The 25,187-nt window shown below is 44.1% G+C and carries 20 protein-coding genes; 8 read left to right on the forward strand and 12 right to left on the reverse strand.

The genetic code is table 11. The features are described from left to right. The first annotated feature begins 6 nt into the window (after positions 1 to 6). The gene (locus QUA34_RS04845; protein ID WP_333102338.1) at positions 7 to 837 is read left to right on the forward strand and encodes a hypothetical protein; all 831 of its coding nucleotides are present in this window, start codon (positions 7 to 9) and stop codon (positions 835 to 837) included. Positions 838 to 862: 25 nt separating this feature from the next. On the opposite strand, the gene tsaB is transcribed toward QUA34_RS04845, so the two are convergent. The 3 genes from tsaB to QUA34_RS04860 all read right to left on the reverse strand — a co-directional run bounded on the left by tsaB (position 863) and on the right by QUA34_RS04860 (position 3,690). Continuing rightward, a complete protein-coding gene (tsaB, locus tag QUA34_RS04850) occupies positions 863 to 1,522 on the reverse strand; it encodes a tRNA (adenosine(37)-N6)-threonylcarbamoyltransferase complex dimerization subunit type 1 TsaB (protein ID WP_333384443.1) in 660 nt (219 codons plus the stop codon). A 2-nt stretch (positions 1,523 to 1,524) separates the two neighbouring features. Then, positions 1,525 to 3,237 carry a serine/threonine-protein kinase gene (locus tag QUA34_RS04855; RefSeq protein WP_333384446.1) on the reverse strand — a complete coding sequence of 571 codons (1,713 nt, stop codon included), beginning with the start codon at positions 3,235 to 3,237 and terminating at the stop codon, positions 1,525 to 1,527. 204 nt (positions 3,238 to 3,441) lie between these two features. Continuing rightward, positions 3,442 to 3,690 (reverse strand): Ycf34 family protein, encoded by a 249-nt coding sequence (locus QUA34_RS04860; RefSeq protein ID WP_006632635.1) that lies wholly within the window; start codon positions 3,688 to 3,690, stop codon positions 3,442 to 3,444. A 108-nt stretch (positions 3,691 to 3,798) separates the two neighbouring features. On the opposite strand from QUA34_RS04860, the gene QUA34_RS04865 reads away from it, so the two are divergent. Beyond that, the gene (locus tag QUA34_RS04865; RefSeq protein ID WP_333384449.1) at positions 3,799 to 5,049 is read left to right on the forward strand and encodes a CCA tRNA nucleotidyltransferase; all 1,251 of its coding nucleotides are present in this window, start codon (positions 3,799 to 3,801) and stop codon (positions 5,047 to 5,049) included. A 128-nt stretch (positions 5,050 to 5,177) separates the two neighbouring features. Here the strand turns inward: QUA34_RS04865 and QUA34_RS04870 are convergent, their stop codons facing one another. The 4 genes from QUA34_RS04870 to QUA34_RS04885 form a co-directional block, all read right to left on the reverse strand. Then, positions 5,178 to 5,525 carry a DUF952 domain-containing protein gene (locus QUA34_RS04870; protein WP_333330187.1) on the reverse strand — a complete coding sequence of 116 codons (348 nt, stop codon included), beginning with the start codon at positions 5,523 to 5,525 and terminating at the stop codon, positions 5,178 to 5,180. A gap of 19 nt (positions 5,526 to 5,544) precedes the next feature. Continuing rightward, on the reverse strand, positions 5,545 to 7,137 hold the full coding sequence (locus QUA34_RS04875) for a CocE/NonD family hydrolase (RefSeq protein WP_333384452.1): 1,593 nt from the start codon (positions 7,135 to 7,137) through the stop codon (positions 5,545 to 5,547). 141 nt (positions 7,138 to 7,278) lie between these two features. Then, positions 7,279 to 7,731, reverse strand: a complete 453-nt coding sequence (locus QUA34_RS04880) for a cupin domain-containing protein (RefSeq protein ID WP_333330181.1) — start codon at positions 7,729 to 7,731, stop codon at positions 7,279 to 7,281. Between the two features lie 211 nt (positions 7,732 to 7,942). Continuing rightward, entirely contained in the window at positions 7,943 to 8,713 is a 771-nt protein-coding gene (locus QUA34_RS04885) for a cysteine hydrolase family protein (protein ID WP_333225831.1), read from the reverse strand. 212 nt (positions 8,714 to 8,925) lie between these two features. On the opposite strand from QUA34_RS04885, the gene QUA34_RS04890 reads away from it, so the two are divergent. The 6 genes from QUA34_RS04890 to QUA34_RS04915 all read left to right on the forward strand — a co-directional run bounded on the left by QUA34_RS04890 (position 8,926) and on the right by QUA34_RS04915 (position 16,263). Next, positions 8,926 to 10,335, forward strand: coding sequence for an amidohydrolase (locus tag QUA34_RS04890; protein ID WP_333384455.1), 1,410 nt, complete (start codon positions 8,926 to 8,928; stop codon positions 10,333 to 10,335). Between the two features lie 169 nt (positions 10,336 to 10,504). Then, a complete protein-coding gene (locus QUA34_RS04895; RefSeq protein WP_333384458.1) occupies positions 10,505 to 11,761 on the forward strand; it encodes a serpin family protein in 1,257 nt (418 codons plus the stop codon). 131 nt (positions 11,762 to 11,892) lie between these two features. After that, positions 11,893 to 13,095 carry a glycoside hydrolase family 10 protein gene (locus QUA34_RS04900; protein WP_333384460.1) on the forward strand — a complete coding sequence of 401 codons (1,203 nt, stop codon included), beginning with the start codon at positions 11,893 to 11,895 and terminating at the stop codon, positions 13,093 to 13,095. A gap of 14 nt (positions 13,096 to 13,109) precedes the next feature. Beyond that, positions 13,110 to 13,787 carry a TIGR02117 family protein gene (locus QUA34_RS04905; RefSeq protein WP_333384464.1) on the forward strand — a complete coding sequence of 226 codons (678 nt, stop codon included), beginning with the start codon at positions 13,110 to 13,112 and terminating at the stop codon, positions 13,785 to 13,787. Between the two features lie 146 nt (positions 13,788 to 13,933). Beyond that, a complete protein-coding gene (gene hisA, locus QUA34_RS04910; RefSeq protein WP_333384465.1) occupies positions 13,934 to 14,707 on the forward strand; it encodes a 1-(5-phosphoribosyl)-5-[(5-phosphoribosylamino)methylideneamino]imidazole-4-carboxamide isomerase in 774 nt (257 codons plus the stop codon). A gap of 146 nt (positions 14,708 to 14,853) precedes the next feature. Beyond that, entirely contained in the window at positions 14,854 to 16,263 is a 1,410-nt protein-coding gene (locus QUA34_RS04915; protein ID WP_333384468.1) for a cation:proton antiporter, read from the forward strand. A 264-nt stretch (positions 16,264 to 16,527) separates the two neighbouring features. On the opposite strand, the gene QUA34_RS04920 is transcribed toward QUA34_RS04915, so the two are convergent. The 5 genes from QUA34_RS04920 to QUA34_RS04940 form a co-directional block, all read right to left on the reverse strand. Beyond that, positions 16,528 to 19,233, reverse strand: coding sequence for a PAS domain S-box protein (locus tag QUA34_RS04920; RefSeq protein ID WP_333384469.1), 2,706 nt, complete (start codon positions 19,231 to 19,233; stop codon positions 16,528 to 16,530). Beyond that, positions 19,208 to 19,600 (reverse strand): circadian clock KaiB family protein, encoded by a 393-nt coding sequence (locus tag QUA34_RS04925; protein ID WP_333384470.1) that lies wholly within the window; start codon positions 19,598 to 19,600, stop codon positions 19,208 to 19,210. The genes QUA34_RS04920 and QUA34_RS04925 overlap by 26 nt, the downstream gene beginning before the upstream one ends. Positions 19,601 to 19,621: 21 nt before the next feature. Continuing rightward, a complete protein-coding gene (locus QUA34_RS04930; RefSeq protein WP_333384474.1) occupies positions 19,622 to 19,960 on the reverse strand; it encodes a circadian clock KaiB family protein in 339 nt (112 codons plus the stop codon). 24 nt (positions 19,961 to 19,984) lie between these two features. Beyond that, positions 19,985 to 21,682: a circadian clock protein KaiC gene (gene kaiC / locus QUA34_RS04935; RefSeq protein ID WP_333384475.1), complete on the reverse strand. Its 1,698-nt coding sequence runs from the start codon at positions 21,680 to 21,682 to the stop codon at positions 19,985 to 19,987. A 671-nt stretch (positions 21,683 to 22,353) separates the two neighbouring features. Then, positions 22,354 to 25,185 carry a PAS domain S-box protein gene (locus tag QUA34_RS04940; protein WP_333332208.1) on the reverse strand — a complete coding sequence of 944 codons (2,832 nt, stop codon included), beginning with the start codon at positions 25,183 to 25,185 and terminating at the stop codon, positions 22,354 to 22,356. Positions 25,186 to 25,187 lie beyond the last annotated feature (2 nt).

Genomic DNA, 25,187 nt, shown 5'->3' on the forward strand with positions numbered 1-25,187 from the left:
ACAGAGATGAGCACGATCAAAGCCGGACAAAAATATTCAAAAAACAATATCTATCAAGGCTTCACTTTTGAACAGCACAAACATTTGGGGCTATACATTAAACACCGGAGAGATGAAGCACTAAGCCTGAGTGTTGTATCTAGTTGGTGCTACCGCCAAACCTCAAAAGTTAGCAGGCTTGCTTGCAATGTTGAAAGGGCATTGTCAACGCTTAAGTCTAACCTAGATAACATCGTTTGTGGTGAAGTCCCCGACAATTACATTCTTTTCAAGAACGGCTACAACCCTGAAATTGACCCAGTAAAATGCTACTACGGGCAAACTGAGTTCGCCGAACAATGGGACAATGAGTTTATCGCGGGGTTTAGAGAAGAATTTCATCAACAATCATCACGAGGACTTTATCCACCACACAATCTACCCAGACCACGTAAGGGCTTCACGCTGGACGAACATCTCCACGTAGCTAAGATTATGTGTTGTCAGATTAGGCAGTCAGCAATCACAACCATGCTGATATGGAATGCTTATGGAAGCGATTCTAAGGCAACCAAGGCAGCTTATAAATGGTGGAAAGCGGCAACTGCCCTAGTCTCGGAACTTGATGAAGTCTCAGGTAAGATTGGTATATATGCCACAACATATCCTAGTGACGAAGCCGAGCGATTTGAGGTACAAATTGCTGCGGATCAGAGCTTTGCTGAGCCGCTGAGAATGCCATTGCAAAAATCTCTTCTTCAAAAGGCTGTGGTGGCTAATGCCGGAAAAGTCACTAACGATACGTACAACCTGGATCTCGGATTGGATTGGCTAAAAGTCAACATCACTTATCCCTAATTACCACTTTCCCAATTCCCAATATTTAGTGTCCCTTAACCGGATGTTGACCGTAATAAGGCAAAGCATCCGACCAATCAGGGCGACTTCCCATTTGCCACTCCAAATAAGCCAATTCCAACACACTAGAAACCGACCAACCCAACTCGCTACCCACTTCAATTAACTGATAAGAATTCCCCCAATTATCCAACTTTTCCTGCCAAGATTCAGGAGTCATCACCGTATCAGGAAACAACTCAGTTAAACCAGAATCTTTGTTAACTGAATAAACCGCCCCAAACAATTGTCCCCGCTGTGCAGGCATTTGCAGCGCCATATCCTGATTTGAGATAGATTTTTTACTGCTGCTGCAAGCCACAGCCGCCAAAGTTGAAATCGCAAAAACCGGAATATCCAACTGTTGAGCCAAAGTCCGCGCCGTCACCATACCCATCCGAGTCCCCGTGAAACCTCCGGGCCCCTTCGCCACTGCAATAAAAGCCAAATCCGCCCAAGTTTGCGGCCCAATAAACTCGACTAAATACTGATGCAAATGAGTTGCTAAATCGCGATCCAAATTCCAAGTTTGGCAGCGAGAATCCCCGGCAAAATTGCTGATGGCTAAACCGAGTTCGCGACTAGCTGTGTGCAGGGCTAAGCCGTATTTTTTAACTAATGTTCCGTCTTGGGGATTGCTATTCACGATTACTGATAATTTTCCTTAACAAAAAACAGGGGCAAAGCCACAACTAAGCAACCCAAAAGAATGCCAAATATTCCCGTATTTAAAATCCTGGAATTACCCATGCCCCCAGTCATCAAAAACAGCACTACTAAACTTGCAAATAAATTTTTATTTGCAAATTCTTTGTGTTGGGAAACTTGATGCTTCACCGTCATAAAACCAGACGCAACTATTAGCGCGAACCACGAGTTAAAAATGACTATTTGAGAGCCAAAGATAAACCAAACTAAGGCAAACATTAGCGCATCTACCCAAAAATCCTGAGTTTTCAACTTCGGCAGCCAAAATTCTTGGGTAGTAACAGGGGCAATTTTCTTGACTAATTGATTGTGTTGCATCCGCACGAGTTTGTTTCTCAATTTAATCTTGGGATCGATTTGCAATATTTGCTTCCACTCCGGGCGGCGAGAATTGTTGACTCTTCCCAACAGCTTCACGGCTGCGACTTTATTTAACTGCAAATCGGTGAGTCGGGTGGCAATTATTTGAGATAAGTGCGGATAGTAAACGGGGTTGTCTTCGGTTCTGTTGATGACGATATTGAGCTGTTGCTTGGCTTGACTGACTTGGATTGTAACATTGTACGGGGCGAGATCCTCTTGTAAAGCTTGCTGAATTTCGGCTTGCTGTTGGCGAGTGAAAAGCGACACACCGGGCGCGGGTGTAAGCACCCGTTCTGCGGGCGTTTCCGGCGCGTCGAGCACAGGCTCTGCGTCTAAATAGACTGGTTTGGGGTTCAAGTGCCGGATGACTGCTGATGCTGAACTGTAGCGCCGATTGGTGGCACTTTGAAGCATGGTGTCGAGGATGCGGCCGAAATCATCGCTAACAGCAGTCTTCAAATAATTTCGCCAAGCCCAAGAATCCTCTGTACTGTCGAACAAATCGAAGGGAGGAATTTCAGTCAGCAAGTGAATGCAGGTAACGCCCAAACTGTAGATATCGCTGGCAAAAACTGCTTTCCCCATCAATTGTTCTGGGGCTGTATAAGCAGCACTGCCGATGATTGTACCTGTTTGTGGCAAGCCGGTTGCTGTTACTTTCTTAGCTGCACCAAAGTCTACTAAAACAATATCTTTTTGGAAAGGAGAGGGTTGATAGGAACTTTCTAAAGCGGGTAAAGGAGTTGGAGATAGGCGGCGGCGAATGATATTTTCGGGTTTGATATCGCGGTGAATAACTTTGGATTTGTGGACGAAGTGGAGCACTGGCAATAAATCGTTGAGAATTTGCCGAATTTGAGTTTCGGTGAATGCTCCTTTTTGTTCTAATTCTCTGGCTAGGTTTTTGCCGTCTATAAATTCTTGTACTAAATACTGTCTCCCGTCTTGTTCAAAATGCGCGATTAATTCTGGAATCTGGGGATGTTTTCCCAAGGTTTCTAGCTGGGCTGCTTCTTGGTGAAATAGTTGAGCGGCTTTTTCGGCTGCGATATTTTGCTGCAAAAATTGCTTGATTACGCACTGCGAAAAAATCAGGGGTTTGGTTTCATCAACTGCTAGAAAGGTTCGGCCAAAGCCTCCTTGCCCGATCGGCTTTATGGTTCGGTAGCGAGATGCAGATGGCGTTTCTGGGTCAATAGTCAACAACAATTTTGAGCCGCAACTTTGGCACAATTCTGCATCCCCTGGGTTTTGCGGATTCTGACAAGTTGGGTTTAAGCAATAGCACATTTGATTTTAGATTTTAGATTTTAGATTTTAGATTTTTAATTGGGAAGGGGGAATTGGGCATCGGGCATCGGGAATTGGAAATTGGGAATTGGTTATTGGTTGTTATCGTTAACAACTCAAAAAAAACCTATAAAAAACAACAAATAGCAACCAACAACCAACAAATAACTAATGACTACTGACTACTGACTAATGACTTCTGCCTTAAGTCGGGACGAGTTCGCCTGGCCGCAATTTTGCCCATTTGCCGGTCTCTTGCTTGAAACTCTGACACCCGACTACATCCCATTCCATTTCAATTTCGTCTTGGCGGGGGCGAATGTTTACGTTGATGGTGGGTTCTACGGGGTCGAAATCGGGTGTTTCGGTGAGGTGAAGCTGTTCGTGCTGTTCTTCTACGGCGTGGTAGGTGAAGCAGCGGTCTACATAGTGGCAGTTAATACAAATACACATTCTTGATATCCTCTGTGCATTTCAAAAAGATTGGTGAAATTTGAGCTTTCTGTTAATCTAGCGTAGCAAGAGTTTAATTGTTTGTAAGGAAAGTAGATTTTTGTTGCGATGCCGATTAATTTGCCCTCTTCATTATCTCCTGATAGTTGGCCGTTTGATTTGGAACTGCTGACACCGCCTGCTTATCTGGTAGGGGGTGCGGTGCGGGATGCGTTGCTGGGCCGCCGATCGCACTATTTTGATTTGGATTTTGTCATGCTAACACGGGCGGTGAAGACTGCTCGAAAAATTGCCGATCGCACGAAAGGTGGATTTGTCTTGTTGGATGCGGAACGCCAAATTGCGCGGGTGGTGTTTGCGGGCGGTACGGTGGATTTGGCGCAAGCGGAAGGGGGGAGTCTGGAGGGGGATTTGCTGCGCCGGGATTTTCGGATCAATGCGATCGCCTACAATCCTTTTACAGGAGAAATCATCGATCCTTTGGAGGGTCAAACTGATTTGCGGTTGGGTGTGCTGCGGATGGTTTCGCGGTCAAATTTGGAGGACGATCCGCTGAGGTTATTAAGAGCTTACCGCCAAGCGGCGCAGTTGGGTTTTGCGATCGAACCTGAAACTCAATCGGCGATTCGGGAATTGGCGCCGCTGTTGAGTCGGGTAGCGGTGGAACGGGTGCGGACGGAATTGGGTTATTTGTTGAGCAATCCTGACGGTGTTCCTTGGATTTGTCGTGGTTGCGAAGACGGTTTGTTTTCGATTTGGTTTGAAAGTGCGATCGACCGTTTCGATATTTTGACAAAAATTGACGCATCTGCTGACAAATTAGCGACAATTTACCCGGAATTAGGGAAGGAATTCGGGCATCAGATTCGAGATACAATTAAAACGCCTTTGTTGGCTGTCGCGAAGCTGGCTATTTTGGCAGATTCTGACCCGACCATTGCTGAAACGCAGTTGCTGCGGTTGAAATACAGCAATGCGGAGATTAAAAGTGCGATCGGGCTTTTGAAATACTTGCCACAATTGCAAGCAAAACCCATCGCGGAAATGTCTTTGCGGGAACAGTATTTTTTGTTTCGGGATGTGGGAATAGTATTTCCAGTTTTAGCGGTTGTGGCCGTGGCTGCGGGAGTTGCGGTTGAGGATATTTCACTGTTAATTAATCGCTATCTGGATGCTGATGATATTATTGCTCATGCCACACAATTAGTTAGCGGTAATGATTTAATGGAATATTTGAAATTGCCCCGAAGTCCGCGCATCGGTCAAGTGTTAATGGAGATTCAATTAGCGCGGGTGGAAGGGAGAATTGCGACTCGCGAAGATGCACTCAAATTGGCGGCAGAGTTGGTTAATCAGTAAGTTTAAATTGATATATTTCAGGAATTAGAACGGGCAAGATGCCCGTTCCACAAAATTCAACTTTCCCGTGGGCCGTTGCTCCTAGCCCGCCCTAAAAACTTAGTTGACAATGCTCAAAAATCAGAATTTTAAACAACATCCCTTAATTCTTCAGGCAATTCAAACTTGCCATCTGCACCCGGTTCAAACTCAACAACTTTCAACACAGCATCAACATTCAGCGGCCCGTAAATGTGCGGGTAATTTTCACCCGCAGCCAATTCATACTTAAGTTCAGCTTGCACTTTGTCCGAGTCAATCAAAAGCAGCAGCAATCCTGTTTGTCCCACAAAAAATTTATTAGCAGATTTAAGAACTTGCGGCAGTGTCGAACAGTGGATAAATCCTTCAGTATCTAGCGTATCTCCGCGATAGGATTGAACTTGTTTTGCTTCTTCCCACTGTTGGCTGCGGGTGATGTGAAAGATAACGCTCATAGTTAGATAGATTTTAGGTTTAATTGACAATTGGCAGCAAAATTTGAGAGGGACAATTCCCGCCACAACTTACTGTCAGCGTGATAATTTTAGCATCGATCGCCCGCGCTTCACCGCCCGGCGCACCCGTTCCCTGATTCACGTCGTAAGCAGGAAAACAAGCCGCACTCAAACTCAGACGCAAGGCATTACCTTTGGCAATTTGCATACAAGTTGCTTGCAGCACAATTCTTACAGGTGTTTCACCTGAATTTACCCGGACGTAAGCTTGAGTAAAATTGTAGACGCTGCCGCTATCTTTGACCTCAGAAAGTATCGCACACAAATCAAAAGTAGGCGTATCTGCGGTACAAAATACTTCGACAATTATATCTCCAGCTAAGTCCAAATCTGCTGTTAGCGGTGCCGAAGTGTATGTTAAAATGTCGGTGCGGCAGTCAATAGTCGATCGCTCCATCGCACCTGCAGGAAATGCAGCATGACCTCCCAAGGATGGCACCGGGCGCCAAGGGTCATGTACAAATATATCATCAGTGCCAACATCCCGGCAACAATCTGTTAAAATACCCGCATCTTCTCTCATCGCGGCAAGTCCGCTACTTCCTAAAAAATAAGATTTATGATTATTATTAGGCCATTTATCAAATTTTCTCCAATCATTCCTCCCCATCTCAAATAGCGAAATCGGCCGCTCATCTAATATTCCTGTATCAACTCCTTTGAGGAAGCGATCGAACCAGCGAATTTGCAACTCATCCACAGGATTGGAAGCTGCAAAACCATAATCCAACGCTCCAACTTTTCGCCCCCAAGGTAAATGCGCCCAAGGGCCAATTATCAAATGCTGCGGACAGGAACTTCGGCTCGCCATTTCCTTGTAAAAATGGATTGTTCCCCGCAAATAAGTATCAAACCAACCGCCCAAGTGGAGCATTGGCAAGTCTAAATTTTTGATGTTTGGCGATAACTTTTCCCAATACTCGTTCTGTCGATAATTATCCAACCAATCGTGATAATATGAGTCGGGTGCCAGATTTTTAATAATCTCAGGACGCGCCGGCACACTATCGCATAGCGGGAGATTTATCGAAGCTGCATACAAGGCTTGATAGGCAGAAATATCGGCTTTTAAGCGAGCGGTTTCTGCGGCTAGCTGAATTGCCCAGCCGAGATTTGATTGCAGACAAAACGCGCCGCCTTCATAGGCCCAATCTGTGTATAAATTGCAGCCTACCATTGCCGGACAAATTGTGATTAATGCGCTCGGTTTAGCAGCCGCCGCGTAGAGTTGAGTCATGCCTTGGTAGGAAAAACCATACATTCCGACTTTGCCGTTACTTCCCGGCAAATTAGCTGCCCAATTGACGCTATCAAAACCGTCTTGTGTTTCGCTAACAAATAGGTTAAATTCGCCTTCGGAAGTGCCGCGTCCCCGCACGTCTTGGATGACAACAATGTAGCCGTGTTTGGCGTACCATGCGGGATGGGAATATACGACTGTAGAGGCGAGATCCCTTCCGTAAGGTTGCCGCATTAACAATACTGGAAATTCGCCCTCCGCATCGGGGCGGTAGATGTCAGCATCTAAACGAACCCCATCTTTAGTTAGCATTGACGCTGTTTCTTTCGGACAAAGTTTCAGCATAAATCCTAAAAAACATCAACTAAAAAAGTTCGTAGTAAGGGCTTTAGTGGTTTTTCTAAAGAATCCAGTCCTTACTACAAACCTAGGAATCAAGTTCTTACTACAAACCTAGCACGGTACGAGTACATCCGATCGCCCCAGAACTCTCATATCCTCCTCATCGAGTTCGACTGGTGTGCCGCTGCGAATTAGTTCCACAAAATCCTCATTCGGCACCATGATGCACAAAGTGTACAAACGTTCACTGCCCGTATTCTCAATTACGTGAGTGCCTGTTGGAGGCACTAACAAACTATCTCCAGGTTGAATACTAATTGTTTTGCCGTCGCAGGTTGCTTGCCCTTTTCCTTTGAGTACAAAAAACATTTCTACTGCGAATTGATGGCGGTTGGGAGGAGTTTTGCCCCCCACATCGAAAATCTCCACGCAAACTGTTAATGAAACATTCGCTATTACCGGATCGAAGACGATAGCTAATCTATTAGTATCGCCCGGACTGATGCGAAATGCTTGGTAGTCTTTCGGAGACTTTATAATAGGAATCACGCACTGGTTTGTCATTTTTTTATTGTTAGTTGTCAGTGGTTATGTTTCTGCTGTCATTAGTGAGAATCCAGAGTCATTAGTCCGCCGCTCAACCTCCAAAGTTTATTGATTTCACAGGAGAGTTCGCTGTCAGAGCAGGAAGCGAGATATAGGCTTTGCTGTGCGAGACTCTCGCACTCCTAAAAAACGCTTTTTATACTCCAGAGGGATACTCCCCTGATGACTGCTATTTAATTGCTTCTAACATAGCCTGAGAATCCGACAAAAAACCAAAACATTGTTTAACGTTATAAAGAGTAGCTTGCCAGCAATACTCCGGAGATGTCGTCGCTGTACAATCTTTGACTAAAATACAGTCGTAACCGAGGAAATTAGCATCTTGCAGGGTAGCCATGACGCACTGATCGGCGTTTACTCCTCCAAAGAAAAGTGTAGTTCTGCCGAGGTTCCGCAAGATACTATCTAAAGGAGTATCCCAAAAGCCACTCATCCGATATTTATCAACGCAAATATCCTCCGGTTTGGGTTTTAATTCATCGACAACCTGCGCCGCCCAACTCCCAGCCATCAGTACAGGTGCATTGTTTTTTGGCAGCGGATCTCCCAAACCTACGCCGTCGCCTGTGGGATTGTAAACGTGACGGGAAGCTGCACTAATATTGAGCAAATCCGGGCGGTTTCCCCAGTTGATCCAAATAATTGGTACTGCGTGCGATCGCAATTTTGGCAGCAAATTTTTTAAAGGATTAATTGGAGTTCTGGCGGGCGTTACATCTACGCCAATATGTGCTAGCCAACCGTCGGGATGACAGAAATCGTTTTGCATATCTATCACCAACATTGCTGCTTTTGCTAAGTCCAAACGCAGGGTTTTAGTTTCTGTTTCCAGGGTAACAGGTTGAGGCGCGATCGGCGATCGGGTGATATCGGCAATTTTTGCATCAACTTTCCAAGCATTCGGCGGTACGCCCAAGGTGCGGAGAGAATCAGGATTCATATTGATTTTGACTCAAAAACAATTTCAATCTTATAACTATTTGATGGTTACTAACTTGTCATATCTTAAATCTTTGCTATAATTAAGTATCCGTGGTCACTTTTTTATAAAATTTAGGATTTATTAACTTTATTAAAGTTGGGCATCGCAAATGTTAGCGCCCTGGAAGCATACAATAAAAATCAATGTAAATTTATAAAAAGGGTAAATCTATGAGTTTTACAATTCAAAATGCTTTAATTCCGGTTGATAGCGGTTATGAAACCGCAGATGTGCAAGTGGTGGATAATTGCATAAGTGCGATTGCCCTCAATTTAGAGCCTGCGGGAACAGTTATCGATGGCAAAAATAAGCTGCTGCTGCCCGGTTTTGTCAACGCCCACACTCACTCTTCAGAAATGTGGCAGCGGGGTATTATTCCCCCTTTGCCGCTGGAGTTGTGGATTGCCGAATTATACGATTTTACGCCTCTCGATCCCGAACAAGTTTATTTGAGTGCCTTGGGAACTGCGGTAGAAACATTGCTGTCGGGCGGTACAAGCGTAGTCGATCATTTAGTTTTGATTCCGGGGCAAGAATTAGAAACAATCGCCGCCGCTGTTCGCGCTTATCAAGAAATCGGCATCCGCGCTTTTATCGGGCCGTTAATTCAAGATGAATCCCTGACAGCGGGAATGCCTTCTGGCGATAGTGGCATCGAACACGCGGCTTACATTCGCTCGACCAAGGCAACTTTGGAGTTAATGGAAACAGCCATAAAACAGTTTCACAATCCCGAAAAAGGTGTTAATATATTATTGGCGCCGACGGGAATTCAACTGTGTTCCGATGCTTTGTTTGAAGGCTGCATCGATTTGAGCGATCGCTACAATCTTTGCCGCCACGCCCACCTCTTAGAAACCCCCGCTCAAAAACAGTTAGCTTACGAAAAATACGGCTGTAGCGCTGTCGAACACCTGCAAAAAATTGGTTATTTGAGTCCCAGAACTTCCTTAGCGCATTGCGTTTGGCTGGACGATTCCGACATTGCGATTATGGCAGAAACGGGAGCGACAGTCGTACACAATCCCCTCAGCAACTTGCGGTTAGGAAGTGGCATTGCACCGATTTTGAAATACCGTCAAGCGGGAGTCAACGTATCTTTTGGCTGTGACGGCGCTGCTAGCAATGACTCTCAAGATTTGCTGGAAGCGATTAAAATTGGTTCGATTTTGCACAATATCACGGATTTGGATTACCGCCAATGGATTACACCGCGCCAGTCTGTAGAAATGGCATCCCTGGGAGGAGCAAAAGGCTTGAATCTCGCCGATGAAATGGGCTCGCTGACAGTCGGTAAAAAAGCAGATTTGGTGCTGTATGATTTAACCAGTTTATCATTGCTGCCACGCACAGATCCGATCGGCTTGCTGATTTTGGGACGCCCGACTAATGCGGTAGATAGCGTTTGGGTAAACGGCAAGCAAATTGTTGCCAAAGGTAAGGTGAAAACGATCGATGTTGATGCTTTGAGGCGGGAATTATTCGATCGCAGCGAGTGGAATAGCAAGCGTCAATCGCAAACGGTGAGCGAGATTGAAGCGCACTACCGCCAAGTTATGAAACTGCAAGGTTACTCTTAAAAGCTATCCTCTCTATTCCTAAAAATAGTTAACCAACTGTTTATAGTAAGGACTTTAATCCTTACTATATTAAACTCTCAAAAACTTTAGTCCCCAGTCGCGAAACTAAAAACAAAGAGGTAAAAACGTGATACCACATCACCCAAAATATCAACCAAAGAGAACTGTTATGTCATGGAAAACCAGGCTGGCTACTGTCGCCATCATTACATTAGCAATTTTCGCAGAATTAGCGCCGTCACTGAAAATTAACCCCATCAACCTCGCAAATCCTCCTCACTCAAAAGCTGCAGCCATGACACCCCCTAACAATCCGAGCAATGTAGACGCCAGACTTGTTGCAGCTAATACCAAATTTGGCTTTAACTTGTTCAACTCCCTCACCAAACAACAGCCGAATCAAAATATCTTTATTTCCCCTACTTCTGTCGCCCTCGCACTATCAATGGCATACAACGGAGTTAGCGGAAAAACCAAACAAGAAATGACAAAAGTTCTCGAATTAACGGGAATGACTCCCCAAGAAGTCAACGAAGGAAATCAAGCTTTGCAAAATAGTTTGCAGAAAGTTGACCCCAATGTCCAAGTATCAATTGCAAACTCGCTTTGGGCGAAACAAGGCTTCTCCTTAAAACCAGAATTTCTGCAAATAAATCAACACTACTACAATGCTCATCTTACCGAACTAGACTTTATGAATCCGCAAGCTCCCAGCATCATTAACAACTGGGTGAGCCAAAAAACTCAAGGAAAAATTGATAAAATAGTCGATCGAATTAGTTCGGATCAAGTCTTGTTTTTGATTAACGCCATCTATTTCAAAGGCAACTGGAAAACCCCCTTTGATAAATCTCAAACTGCCAACAAAACTTTCTCTTTACCCGATGGCAGTTCAAAACAGCATCCGATGATGTCTCAGAAAGGCTTTTATTGGTACTACGAAACACACCAATTTCAAGCAGTCAGTTTACCTTACGGAAAAGAAGGCGCTCTGGCTATGTATATTTTCTTGCCCAACTCCAATAGCAATTTGGCCACTTTCTTGCAGCAACTAACACCAGCAAACTGGGATAAATGGAGGCAACAATTTAGCGAAAAAAAGGGTATAATTGAAATACCGCGCTTCAAGATTGATTATAAAGTTGAACTCAGCAACACACTCATACCTTTGGGAATGGCAGGAATTTTTGATATTTCAAAAGCCGACTTTTCTCCGATGACTGATGACAAAATAGCAGTAGATTCAGTACAACACAAAACATTTGTCGAAGTAAACGAAGAAGGTACAGAAGCAGCAGCCGTGACTTCCATCGGAACCCGAAGCTCGCCTTTTCAAATGAAAGTAAACCGTCCATTCTTTTGTGCCATTCGAGACAATACTACAGGAACAATATTATTTATGGGTACCATCGTTGACCCCCAATAATATCAAAAATAGTAGGTGTGTCAGGAAATGTTCGATCGACTTTTAATCAAATAACCCTAGCTGGCGCACCCTAACAAGCTAATTATACGGTAAAATATCAGTCTAAAAATAATCATACTTGCGACAAATTGATGATTAAAGTGCACAAATGGCAGCGGATACTGGCTTTAATAGTTGTTTTTACGATCGCCCTTACCTCCTCCGCGATTTTATCCCCGCGTCTCTTGGCTCAAACCCCGCCCAAAACCCCAACAACCGAATTGCGAGGCGTCTGGCTGACGAACATTGACAGCGAGGTTATGTTCTCCCGCAACAACATCATTGACGCTGTAAATCGACTCGATCGACTCAATTTTAATACCATCTATCCCACGGTTTGGCAAGGAGGCTATACGCTTTATCCGAGTGCTGCAGCCCAACGAGTATTCGGACAGTCGATCGACCCCTCGCCCGGATTGAAAGACCGAGACATCCTCAAAGAAATTATAGCACAATCCCACCAAAAAGGTATAGCAGTAATCCCCTGGTTTGAGTTTGGTTTCATGGCTCCCGCCGAATCGGAATTAGCCACACTTCACCCAGAGTGGCTGGCGCAGCGGCGCGACGGTTCAACTATTTGGAAAGAAGGCCAACACGATCGAGTTTGGCTGAATCCCTTTCATCCCGAAGTCCAGCAATTTATCTCAGATTTAATCCTAGAAATTGTCGCTAATTATGATATAGATGGTATTCAATTTGACGACCATTTCGGCTTGCCCGTAGAATTTGGCTACGAGCCGTTAACAGTGTCAATGTATCAGCAACAAATCAAAAGCCCTCCCTCCGACGACCCCCGCGAAACCTTCTGGGTGCGCTGGCGCGCTGACAAAATTAACGACTTCGTGGGGCGAGTTTCCCGCGCCATCAAATCCCGCAAAGAAAAATGTATTGTCAGCTTATCTCCGAACCCTTTTCACTTTTCTTTACCCGCCCACTTGCAGGACTGGTTTACCTGGGAAAGACGCGGCTACATCCAAGAAATTGTGTTGCAGGTTTATCGCAGCGATATCAAGCGTTTTAGTGCAGAACTGGAACGGGAAGAAGTTAAATTGGCTAAACTTAACATTCCAACTGCGATCGGCATTTTAACTGGTCTTAAAAATAATTCCGTGCCCCTAAAACAAATTCAAGAACAAGTGCAAGAAGTGCGAAAAAGAGATTTCGCTGGCGTGTCGTTCTTTTTCTACGAAAGTTTGTCTAATTGGGCTAACGAAACCCCCGAACAGCGCAATTATGCCCTGCAAGAATTCTTTCCCACAAAGATGCAGCGCCCGCCATCCGAAGGCCGAATTTGAAACCCACGGTTAAAATGAGAAAAAGCATACAGCGCTTAGGAATTGTCATCTTATCTTTGACCACTTGCCTAACAATTGGCTATCTCACTCCCAGAAAGTGGGGAAATTACTCGCAAGCAGATTGCACTCTCTCTCTATACATTTCTAACGAAGGCATCCACACCGAAATCATTGTTCCAGTTAAAAATGAATATTTTGACTGGAATCAATTTTTACCCCTAACACAAATAGGGCGAGATGCCACTTCTGATTATAAATATTTGTCTTTTGGCTGGGGAGATCGAGCTTTTATGTTGGAAACTCCCACATCAGGAAGTATCAACCCAGTTACAGCTTTCAAGGCGCTATTTCTCCCTACTCCGTCTACCCTACACGTTCAAAGTTATCGGCTTGTCCCCCAAAATATAGAAACCAAATGTGTTAAAATCAGTGGAAAAAATTATCTGATGCTGGTAAATTTTATTAAAAATTCATTCCAATTAGACGCAGCAGGTAAGAAAATGAAAATTAGCTACGGCTACGGTAACAGCGACAGTTTTTATGAAGCAAAAGGCAGTTACTATATTTTGAGAACTTGCAACGACTGGACGGCCGAAGCTTTGCAAAAAGCCGAGGTCAATACTCCTTTATGGTCAACGCTTTCTTCGGCGATTATGTTTCATCTTAATAGCGGTTGCGAATGTCAAGAATAAATGGCAATGGGTAATACAATTTTAGATTTTAGATTTTAGATTTTACATTTTAGAATTCGGAAGGAATGATTATGTCTGAGTTGGCAGATTGCCCAAAGTTGCATTCTTTTTTTTAACTGGTATAATTAGCAATTTGAGGAAAAATCATGAATGTAATTCCAGCGATCGACTTATTGGATGGAAAATGCGTCCGATTGTATCAGGGAGACTACGCGAAGTCTCAAACTTTTAACGACAACCCCGTCGAAGTCGCCAGACAGTGGGTAAATGAAGGCGCGACAATGCTGCACTTAGTAGACCTCGACGGCGCTAAAGCTGGTCATCCAGTCAACCAAGCCGCCATTGAAGCGATCGTCCGATCAGTAGACGTTCCCTGTCAAGTAGGTGGCGGAATGCGCGATCGCGCTTCTGTTGCTGCTATCCTCAATTTAGGCGTCCGGCGCGTCATTCTCGGCACTGTCGCCGTCGAACAACCGCAATTAGTTGGCGAATTGTGCGCCGAATTTCCCGATCAAATTCTGGTCGGCATCGATGCCAGAAATGGTAAAGTTGCTACTAGAGGCTGGCTAGAAACTTCGGAAGTTTTAGCGACAGAATTGGCGCAAAAAATGGCCGAGTTAGGGGCGGCTGAAATTATTTACACCGACATTCACCGTGACGGTACTATGGAAGGGCCGAATTTGGAATCTTTGCGCGAAATTGCTAACGCTATTTCGATTCCGGTGATTGCTTCCGGTGGCGTTAGTTCGATCGTAGATTTGTTGAGTTTGCTGGCTTTGGAACCAATTGGTGTCAAAAGTGCGATCGTCGGTAGGGCAATTTATACCGGCGATATCTTGCTAAAAGAAGCAATTCAAGCAGTCGGACAAGGGCGGTGGCAGGATGTACCGCCAGATTTGGGTTCTTCAAGTTTTGCTTGATAGTCATGTCGAGTTAACTGGCTACCCAATATGTAACAGTTATCAATTTCCGACTCACAATCAACAGTCAACAGTCAACAATCAAGAGTCAACAGTCAACAGTCAACAGTCACCGTAGAATCGTTTTTCTTACCATCATCGTAACCATGTTTTTGAACCATACAATTACAGCTTTAAGTTCTGGGATGGCATCCCTAGTTGCTCCCATACCTTTGTTAGCAACAGTCGAGGCAGAAAATTCGCCGATCGTCCTCAGCGGAGTTTTGCTCACTTTGGTAGTGATTTATATCGCCAGTAAAATCGGCGCAGAAGTGGCTCTAAAGTTTGATTTTCCGCCGGTTTTGGGTGAACTTGTAGCAGGGGTAATTGTTGGCGTATCTGCTTTACACCTAGTCGTTTTTCCCGGAAGCGGGCTGTCAGCATCCAACTCAGGGATTATGACAGTTCTGCAATCGATTAATCATCTGTCTCCTGCCGCCCTCACCAGTGTCTTTGAATCGCAGAGTGAAGTCATTGCAGTGCTAGCTGAATTAGGCGTGATTATTCTGCTGTTTGAAATTGGCTTAGAGTCGGATCTCAAACAACTGAAAGCAGTGGGAATTCAAGCCACCGTTGTCGCCTGCGTAGGTGTGGCAGTTCCCTTTGCCGCTGGTACTGCGGGCTTGATGATAATTTTCCACACGGCGGCGATTCCGGCGATTTTTGCAGGGGCTGCTTTGACGGCAACCAGCATCGGAATTACCTCCAAAGTGTTGTCTGATTTAGGACAACTGAGCTCTAAAGAAGGTCAAATTATTGTCGGTGCGGCGGTGATTGATGATGTGCTAGGAATTATTGTCCTGGCTGTTGTCGCCAGTTTAGCCAAAACCGGTGAGATTGATGTTGTTAATGTCATCTATTTGATTGTCAGTGCAACTGCGTTTCTGCTAGGTTCGATTCTGTTGGGGGGCATCTTCGACAAAACCTTCTCGGCGGTGGTGGGTCAACTCAAAACTCGCGGTAATATTATCATCCCGGCATTTATTTTTGCTTACTTCATGGCTTTTCTGGGCAATGCAATTCATCTCGAAGCGATTTTGGGTGCCTTTGCTGCGGGCTTGGTTTTGGATGAAAGCGATGCGCGCCAGGAGTTGGATGAATTGGTGAAACCCATCGCCGATTTATTTGTACCCATCTTTTTTGTAACCGTGGGGGCTCGGGCGGATTTGGGAGTTTTGAACCCAACAGTGCCGGATAATCGGGCGGGGCTTTTGATTGCGGTATTTTTGATTGCGGTGGCGATTGCGGGCAAGTTGGTGACTGGTTGGGCAGTGTTTGGTCAGCCGGGAATTAATCGATTGGCGATCGGAGTGGGGATGATTCCTCGGGGCGAAGTCGGGTTAGTGTTTGCCGGCATCGGTTCGGCGAGTGGGGTTTTGGATAAACCGTTAGAAGTCTCGATTATTATCATGGTGATTCTGACGACTTTTTTGGCTCCGCCTTTTCTGCGGGTTGCCTTTGGCGATACGGTAGAGCCTCCTGCTAGTGGGGAACTTTCTAGCGAGAAAATAGTTTGATTGAGGGAATTTGAGTCTGGGCGATCGACTAATTTAGACACAAAGGTCGATCGTCCAAATTGTCTTACCCGTAATATCATGTCCCCTCGATTCCCTCCGCTTCGCTTCGCCCGAAATCAGGTAGGGGCGGGTAAACCTGCCAATATCTGCCAATAATTGACCCTCTCAAAAACCCGCCCCGGCCGGGATATTATCGTCAATCGATCGCCCAAATTGTTTTACCCGTAATACTTTTTATTCAGCAACTTTAATAGCCTTCTCTTCCTAGGGCTCGTTCGTAAGTCCTAATTTAGATAAATCAGTTAATTCCATAATGATATCCATTTTAAAACTCAGCGTTAAATCTTTGAGAGCATTCGCGATCGCCTCTTGAGAAGTAGGTATTTGTTCAATTAATTCCAGCAAGATATCCCCATCACAATAGTACGCCGCATCATACATTTGCTGTAACCATTCGGGGGGCATCAGTGCTAAAGCATCTCTAGACAATTCAACCCTCGGCAATGAAGAAGACTCTTGAGAGGTAAGGGGCGGGATGCGATTTGCTTTATTCTCGTCTCGCGGCAGTATCTCCGTTAAGATTTGTAATAACTGTGCGATCGTATAAGGTTTTAACAAAAATGTTTTGACATTAGCATCTAATGCCAGCTTTCTGTTAGCAAGGAGTCCGCTAGTCGCAATTATCTTCACCCCAGGATTAATTTCTTGCAACGCGCGCATTGCGGAAACACCATCTAGGTTAGGCATCATCATATCCATTAAAACCACACTAATTTCCTGTTGATGTTCGCTATAGAGATCGACGGCTTCAAGCCCATCACTAGCGAGTATTGTTCTGTAGTTATAGTTTTCTAGAGAAGTCTGTGTGATCTCTCGAATAGAGGCTTCATCATCAACAATTAAAATCAACTCGCCGTTACCTCTATGCATTGCTTTTTCTACGGTTGTGAGGCTCACTTCTCCCTCTATAGCTGGTAATAAAACCTCAAATTCCGTACCCTTACCCAACTCGCTATAAACCTTAACAAAACCGCCATGATTTTTGACAATCCCCATTACTGTTGATAATCCTAGCCCTGTTCCTTTGCCAACTTCCTTGGTAGTGAAAAAGGGGTCAAAAATTCGGTTTAACAATTCTGGCGGCATACCAATTCCTGTATCAGCCACCCTCACCGCCACATAACAGCCTGCTTTTGCTTCCAAATTCAGCAGGGCATCATCTTCATCCAATGAGCGATTTTCGGCAGAGATGGTCAAACTTCCTCCTGATGACATGGCATCCTTAGCGTTAATCATCAGATTCATAAATACTTGGTGTATCTGGGTAGGATCACCCGATATTGTCCATAGTTCCATTGCGGGAATTTTAGTCGAAATAGTTATTGATTTGGGAAATGTTTGTTGAACAACACCGATCACTTCTAGGAGCAAATCGCCTAGTTGTAATATTACATATTCACCATCCGTTGCTCGACTAAAAAGAAGAATTTGCTTGACCAAATCAGCCCCACGTTGAGCACTACCCGAAAGGAGTCTTAACAGTCTTTGTGTCGGTTCATTCATATTGGTAATTTTGAGAGGAAGCAGTTGACTAGCTCCCAGAATTGGGGTGAGAATGTTATTTAAATCATGTGCTATTCCACTTGCTAACGTTCCTAAACTCTCTAATCGCTGGGCATGATAAAACTGTTTCTCAAGGTGTTTTTTTTCAGTAATATCACTATTAACAACCAGGATAGATCGGGATTGGTGAAATTGATTTTTTATCAGTGTTTTACGACTTTCTACGATTATATTCTTACCTGTTTTAGTAAGTTGCTCTATTTCCCCCTGCCAACTGCCTTGCTCGGTAGTGATTTGGATCGGCTCAGTTAGTTTACAGGGTTGATTAAATAAGGTTTGAGTTTTATGCCCTATAACTTCGGCTTCTTCCCAACCATATAAACGTTCAGCTCCTTTATTCCAAAATAAAATATGATCGTCTAAATCCTTTACAAAAATGGCATCACTAGCAATATCAATTAAGGCTGCTTGTTCCGCAATTTTTTGCTCTGTTTCTTTACGTTGGGTAATATCCGTAATAATTTCTATGCCCACCCAACAATCTTGTTCTTTATCCCATTCAGCAACATAGTTTGAGGCAAGCCATCGAATCGTGCGATCGCCATGCAAAAACCGATATTCGATCACACCAGAGCGCCCCGCTTGAATATATTCGATAAATGAAGCGAGCGTTTTTTCTCGATCTTCGGGCAATATATTCGCTATGAATAAGGCAGAATCTGCTTGCACTGCTTCTAAGCTATAGCCCAAAATCTGTTGAGTTCCGCCTATCCAAGAATCGATCTCTAAAGTACCATCAGTCAAAAGACGAAAATTTTTAATAACGGCGATCGCGCTGTTGAGAATGTGAGTGAGTTTCGCAGATTCTTTTATTTTAGATTCTGTAATATCAGTCACAACAATACTATTAACTAAAATCTCATCTATCTGAAGTTGTTTAAACGATAATTTAACAGGTACTTCCTTATTTCCCGTTGCTGTGATCAAAGATAATTCTCTAGTGACAGTTTCCTCTGTCTGAACCTGCTGCAAAAGTAGTAAAAATCCTTTTTTGTACTTGGGCATAATAAAGGTTTCTAATTGAGAGCCTATCATATTTTTTAAAGGACAATTTAAGAGTTCTGAGAGTCGCTGATTACAGTACAAAATCAAACCTTCAGAAGATACGGTAGCAGCTCCCTCGCCCATTTGTTCCACTAAACACTGATAAACATAATCTGCCCCATGAAGCGTAAAAACTCGCTCTCCTCCCTGCGTAGAAACAACAACAGCATCAACTTCCCCAGAACGAATCGCCTGCAACGTTTCTTCCGCTACATTTAGGCGTTCCTGCACCTGGGCCAATTCCCGATTTAGGGTTTCGACTTCTTGGCTCATTTTTTCAAGAGGGCTCAGAGAATCCTTCATTTCTTTCCTCTCCAATTATATTTTTTTTAGGCACGAGATTAAGACCAAGTAAGACTTTTTCTGTATTCGATAAATTGCCAATCATCTTTTGTAAGGGCAGAGGTAACTTTTTTATCAAGGTGGGAACAGCCACAATGTTCTCCGCAATAACAGATTCTGTCTGTTGATAAATATCAATAACTTCTAACTCATAACGCCCTTGGAGATGTTCCTCACAAATCTTTTTGATGTTTTGCAACGCCGTCACCGATTGCATCGTTGTACCTGAAATATAAAGACGTAGGATATAATGCTCTTCCTTCGATTGGGACAGGGACTGTTCAAAAAGTTCTGTGGTTGTTGGTTTAACATCTTCGGAGTCAATCATTGTTAGTGCCTCTATCTTCAGTTATTGTTCATCGACTCGAGGAAGAATTTGCAGTCCTACCAGAACTTTTTCAGTATTTGATAAATCACCAATAATCTTTTTAATCGGTTCTGGCAATTTTCTAACGAGAGTCGGTAGAGCAACGATGCTATCTTCTATGGCTAGCTGCGGTTGTTGACTTAAGTCAATAATTTCAATGGTATATTGACCGTGAAGATATTCCTCACATATCTTCTTCAAATTGGCAAAAGCAACCAGAGATTTAGGTGTTTGTCCCGCCACATATAATCGCATTTGCCACATATCTGACCCTTTTGGATTAGTGGCCTGTGACAAATTATCTGTTACATTATCTGTCATGCTGTTTCTCCTTATAGAGAGGTTTTAGGGATTAAGATGACGTAACCTTGCCATAAAGGTTCGATTCTCCAGCAGCGCTTTTTCTTCCTCTTGCTCTTCTTCAAGCAGCCAATCTAACTCCGCCTCTCGATTGAGCAATTGCATTTGTAGATCATTGATCTGAGCTTGTACGAGTTTTTTCTCTTGTTCATACTCCCGTTTTTTTTGTTCAAAATTCTGTCGGCGTTTTTTAGCGGCAGATTGTTCCTTTAGTTCTTGATTGATTCTTTCCGTTCCTGTTAATACCTTGCCATCTCCCAAGTAAACCTCGACCAACTTTACGCCTTCAGAGGTGACGATAAATTCCCGTACTTGATTAGAGTGCATCATACCACGAGATTTGAGGACATAGAGAATCCGATTGCGCTCCCCATTCACCTTGAGCGTTTGGAGTTCTAACCAAGTATCCATCAGAGAGGAAACACCCATTTCTGTCTGTTCGTGGTCACTGTCAGTATCACCGGGCGTTAAATCTGCCAAAAAAACGGTGATTTGTTGGCTCTTTAAATAGTCAATCAAACGCATGAAAAAGCTTTTTGTTTGCATAAAGCTTCCACTAAAAATGAGATTACTCATCGGATCGACGATAATCGTGCTTGGTTGAAATTCTTTTACCCAACGATGGATTTTAAACAAACGCATTTCTAAATTGTAGTTAGTGGGACGTACCGCATCAAATTGCAATAATCCCTGCTCTACATAGGGGGCTAAGTCCAGACCAATCGACTTTAAATTGCGGAGAATTTGTTGGGGGGATTCTTCGGTGGCGAGATATAAACACCGTTCGCCTCTCAGGCAGGTTGCTTGGGCAAAATGAGCGGCCAGCGTTGTTTTTCCCGTTCCTGCCCTGCCTGTGACAAGAATACTGCTACCCCGATAGTAGCCCTGCCCGCCAAACATTTCATCAAGCTGGGAAATGCCCGTTGAGATTCGCTCATTAGAAACCGCATGATCTAACTTTAAGGAAGTAATGGGTAAGACCGAAATGCCAGTTTGTTCAATTAAAAAAGGATACTCATTGTTACTATGGCGTGAGCCACGATATTTGACAATTTGAAGGGTTCTGGTGGCGATTTCTTGAAAGGTTTTTTGCTCTAATTTGATCACACAATCCGAAACATATTCTTCTAAACCTTGACGGGTTAAGGTGCGATCTCCTCGCTCCCCTGTGATCACGGCTGTCACACCTTGGTCTTTTAACCAATGAAATAAACGGCGTATCTCGGCTCGGACAATGTTGGCATTGGCTAAACCAGCAAACAAGACTTCTATCGTGTCTAAAAGTACCCGTTTAGCGCCAATTTTTTTGATCGCATAGCCTAGACGAAGAAATAGGGCTTCTAGGTCATATTCTCCTGTTTCCTCAATTTCGCTGGGTTCAATATAAACATGATCTATTAATATTTTACCTTCAGCAATTAACTGATTTAAATTCCACCCTAAAGAGGCGACGTTTTGGGTGATTTCTGACGCAGTTTCTTCAAAGGTGACTAAAACGCCTGGTTCTCCGTACCGCGTTGCTCCGCGCACGAGAAACTCCACACCAAATAAGGTCTTACCGCAGCCCGCTGACCCGCAGATTAAGGTTGGTCGGCCTTGGGGCAAGCCTCCATCGGTGATTTCATCGAGTCCCTGAATTCCCGTTGGGCATTTGGATAATTGTAACTCTTGAGTTTTTTCCATAAAAAATTAAAAATTCCTTTTTGATAGGAGTTACATAAGCGCACAACTATCCTACCTCTGACACTCTAGGAATCTGTGCTCTTGTCTTGATTACCTGTATAGGATTAACAATAGCACATTTTCTCACTTGAGTATCCATAGCTTTTCGTTTCTTAATGGAATCGTCAGCATATGGCGGATTACATCGTGGGGGAGAATCTCACTTTTGTAGCCAAGCAAGCTAGAGATCTAAGTTTTGAGGCAGAAGGCACGAGGAAGAAGGCAGGAGCCAGAAGAAGTGTTGTTACAAATATGAGATGCTCCCCATCGCAACCATTCTTGAGTTGATAAGATATGCCCGAATCAAATTTGCCACTTTGTCTTAAGTGGAGATCGAGTTTTCTTCTTCTGAGGCAGTAATGGCTCGATAATTCCCCACTCTTTATCACTCAAATCGCTGAAATACCAAATGTTTCATATCACTTCCGGTTGTACCGTCAGGTGATTGTTGACTGTAGAAGGAGGGGTGGAAAAACTCAATGGTTGAGTGTTAAATGTTGACTGGATTTTATTATTTCGATGCAACCGGAAACGATATCACTTTTACCTGTTTGAATCCACCTATTATCTGTGCATTTGACTCGGTCGCCTAAAAGATATCAAATGGGTTTTATAGAGGAATGCGATCGCAGTTATTTACCGACGGGTGCTACAGCACCGCTTTGTAACACAGGAATTTCAATGCGGAACTCTGCTCCTTGATGGGGTTGAGAGAAGCACTGGAGTAAGCCACCATGCTTATCAACTACAATTTGATAGCTGATGGATAGTCCTAATCCAGTTCCTTTACCAATTGGTTGGGTGGTGAAGAAGGGATTGAACACCTGTTGTCTAACAGTTTCCGTCATCCCTGGTCCATTGTCTTGAACTTGAATCACCACGTTTTTAGAACAACCGGGCCCAGTTTCGTTTGTGACTAGCTTAGTCCGAATAGTGATGCGACTGGGATTTGTTTGGATGTCTTTTCTAGAACGCTGATTGTCGTAGTTTTCTAAAGCATCAATCGCATTTGCCAGAAGATTCATAAAGACTTGGTTCAACTGTCCCGCATAGCACTCTACTCGCGGTAAGTCGCCGTACTCTTTGACAATTTCAATAGCAGGATGAGCCGGATTTGCCTTGAGTCGATTTTGCAAAATCATCAATGTGCTGTCAATTCCCTCGTGGATATCAACTGGCTTCATTTCTGCCTCATCTAGCCGCGAGAAGTTTCGTAGCGACAGGACAATTTGACGAATGCGATCGGCTCCTACCTTCATTGAAGTCAGGATTTTGGGTAAATCTTCACTAATGAAGTCCAGCTCGAACTCTTCAATTTTTTCCTGAATTTCGGTATTAGTTGGATAGGTTTGCTGGTAAAGCTGAATCAACTGTAGTAAATTTTGCGTGTAGTCGGCAGTATGGCTCAGGTTGCCATAGATAAAGTTGACTGGATTATTAATTTCGTGAGCAACACCAGCAACCAGTTGCCCCAAACCTGACATTTTCTCTGCCTGAATAAGCTGTGCCTGAGTTTGCTGTAAGGTTTTGAGTGCAACCTCAGCTTCCTCTTTTGCTTGCCTTAACGCAGATTCGGCTTGCTTGCGCTCAGTAATATCCAGTGCCAAGGATGCGACTCCAACAATATTTCCACCATCCCCTACTAAAGGCGTATTGAACCATTCGCAAATAATGATTTTGCCGTCTTTCGTAAAATTTTCATTGACGCTGTAGCGTCCTCCGGCCTCAATCAACAGCTCGTTCATAACTTGATTGACTATCTTTCTGGTAGGCGCAGGCACAATTAATTCTGCGGGATGGTGTCCGATCGCCTCTTTCGCCGTGTAACCAAAAATCTGCTCGGCCGCTGGATTCCAAGCAGTGACTTTAAAGTTTAAATCCCATTCCACAACTGCCAGTGAACTTTGGCGGAATAGATAAGATAGTCGCTGTTCCGACGTTTTGAGTTCCTCTTCTGTCTGTTTCCGTTGAGTAATGTCAATCCCTGTTTTGATGATGTACTCAATTTCACCTTCATTATCCAGTAAAGCAGTATCTGACCAGGCAATGAGTCTGAGTTGTTGATCTTTGCTCACCCAACTGCCTTCATACTGCTGGGGAAAATTACCAGATTGTAAAGACTCAAAAGCAGTTTTGGCAAGTCCTGCTAAGTCTGAGGTCGGGAACAATTCCCAAATGTAGCGCCCTTTCACTTCACTAAATGAGTAATGAGTCATTTGTTCGCAAGCTCGGTTAAAGCGAACGATTTGTCCCTGCGGGTCGAGCACAACTACCAGGGCACCTGCAATTTCAAGAATTGCTGAAACAAAATTGCGTTCCACTTCAAATGCTTTAATCAGTTCCTCTAACTGGATTGCCATATTGTTAAAGGCGATCGCCAATGTCCCCAATTCGTTTTGGCTGTCGATGTTGACCCGCGTCTCTAATTGCCCCGCACTGAGTTCAGTAGCTGCCGTGGTTAAGCGCTGTAGCGGCACCACAATTTGCCGAATAAATAGATACCCAATGCCAACAGCGACGATCGTCACCAGCGTCAATGAGCCTCCCATAATTGAGAGCATTTGGTAAACGGGAGCATAGGCCTCAGCCGTTGGCAGTTCTACAACCACATTCCAATTCACGCTCCGAACTAAGGCACTGGCTCCCAATACTTCTACCTGCTTTAGACCCTGATAAACATTAAGGTGCTTAGTATTTTCGGATGCTTTCAAGAATTGAAAAAAGGGGCGCTTAGAAATATCTTGAACTTGAAAAGTTTCTGGCTTACTACCCTTTTGAGCAATGAGAAAATTACGCTCATCAACTACATAGACATAACCCGTCTTACCAACATCTGTTTGGGAAACAATAAACCAGAGAAAGTTGAGATTTACCTCTGCTAATAGCACCCCATCCACCTCATCTCGCTCATTCCGAATCGGAACCGCCAGAAGGGTGGTTGGTTGGTGATTTGTAGGATTAATTTCTACAGGACTGACATAATCTTCCTGTTGTTTAAAAGCACGAATAAACAGTGGCGAATTGGCTGGATTTTCTAATTTAAGCGGTTTATAGGGTGAAACTGACGCAACAACTTTTCCCTTCCTGTTCAAAATGGCAACTGCTTCATAAGCATCATTATGACGAATCAACCCTTCCAACAGGCTCTGCTGCACTTGAGGTTGAAAGTTGGTGAGTCCTTTGACCCTAGCTAAATAGCTCAGTTTTCGTTTCAAGTCATCTAGATAATTATCAATCTGCCCTCCTGCTGTCTGGCTACGCGCTTGTTGGAGCGATCGCGATTGCTGGATCTGCGCCTGAAAGCTGAGGTAGATCAGCAAGCCACCTGTGGGCAGTAAGCTCAGAAGAACCAAAAATATCAAACCATAGCGGAGCTGATTTGCAATAGAAAAGAAGCGTTGCCAAGGATGAGAACGAGAACTTCTGGCGATCGGCACAGCGCGATCGTTGCGTTGATTTTGCATCG

The sequence above is a fragment of the Microcoleus sp. POL10_C6 genome (assembly GCF_036701585.1).
GTDB lineage: Bacteria > Cyanobacteriota > Cyanobacteriia > Cyanobacteriales > Microcoleaceae > Microcoleus.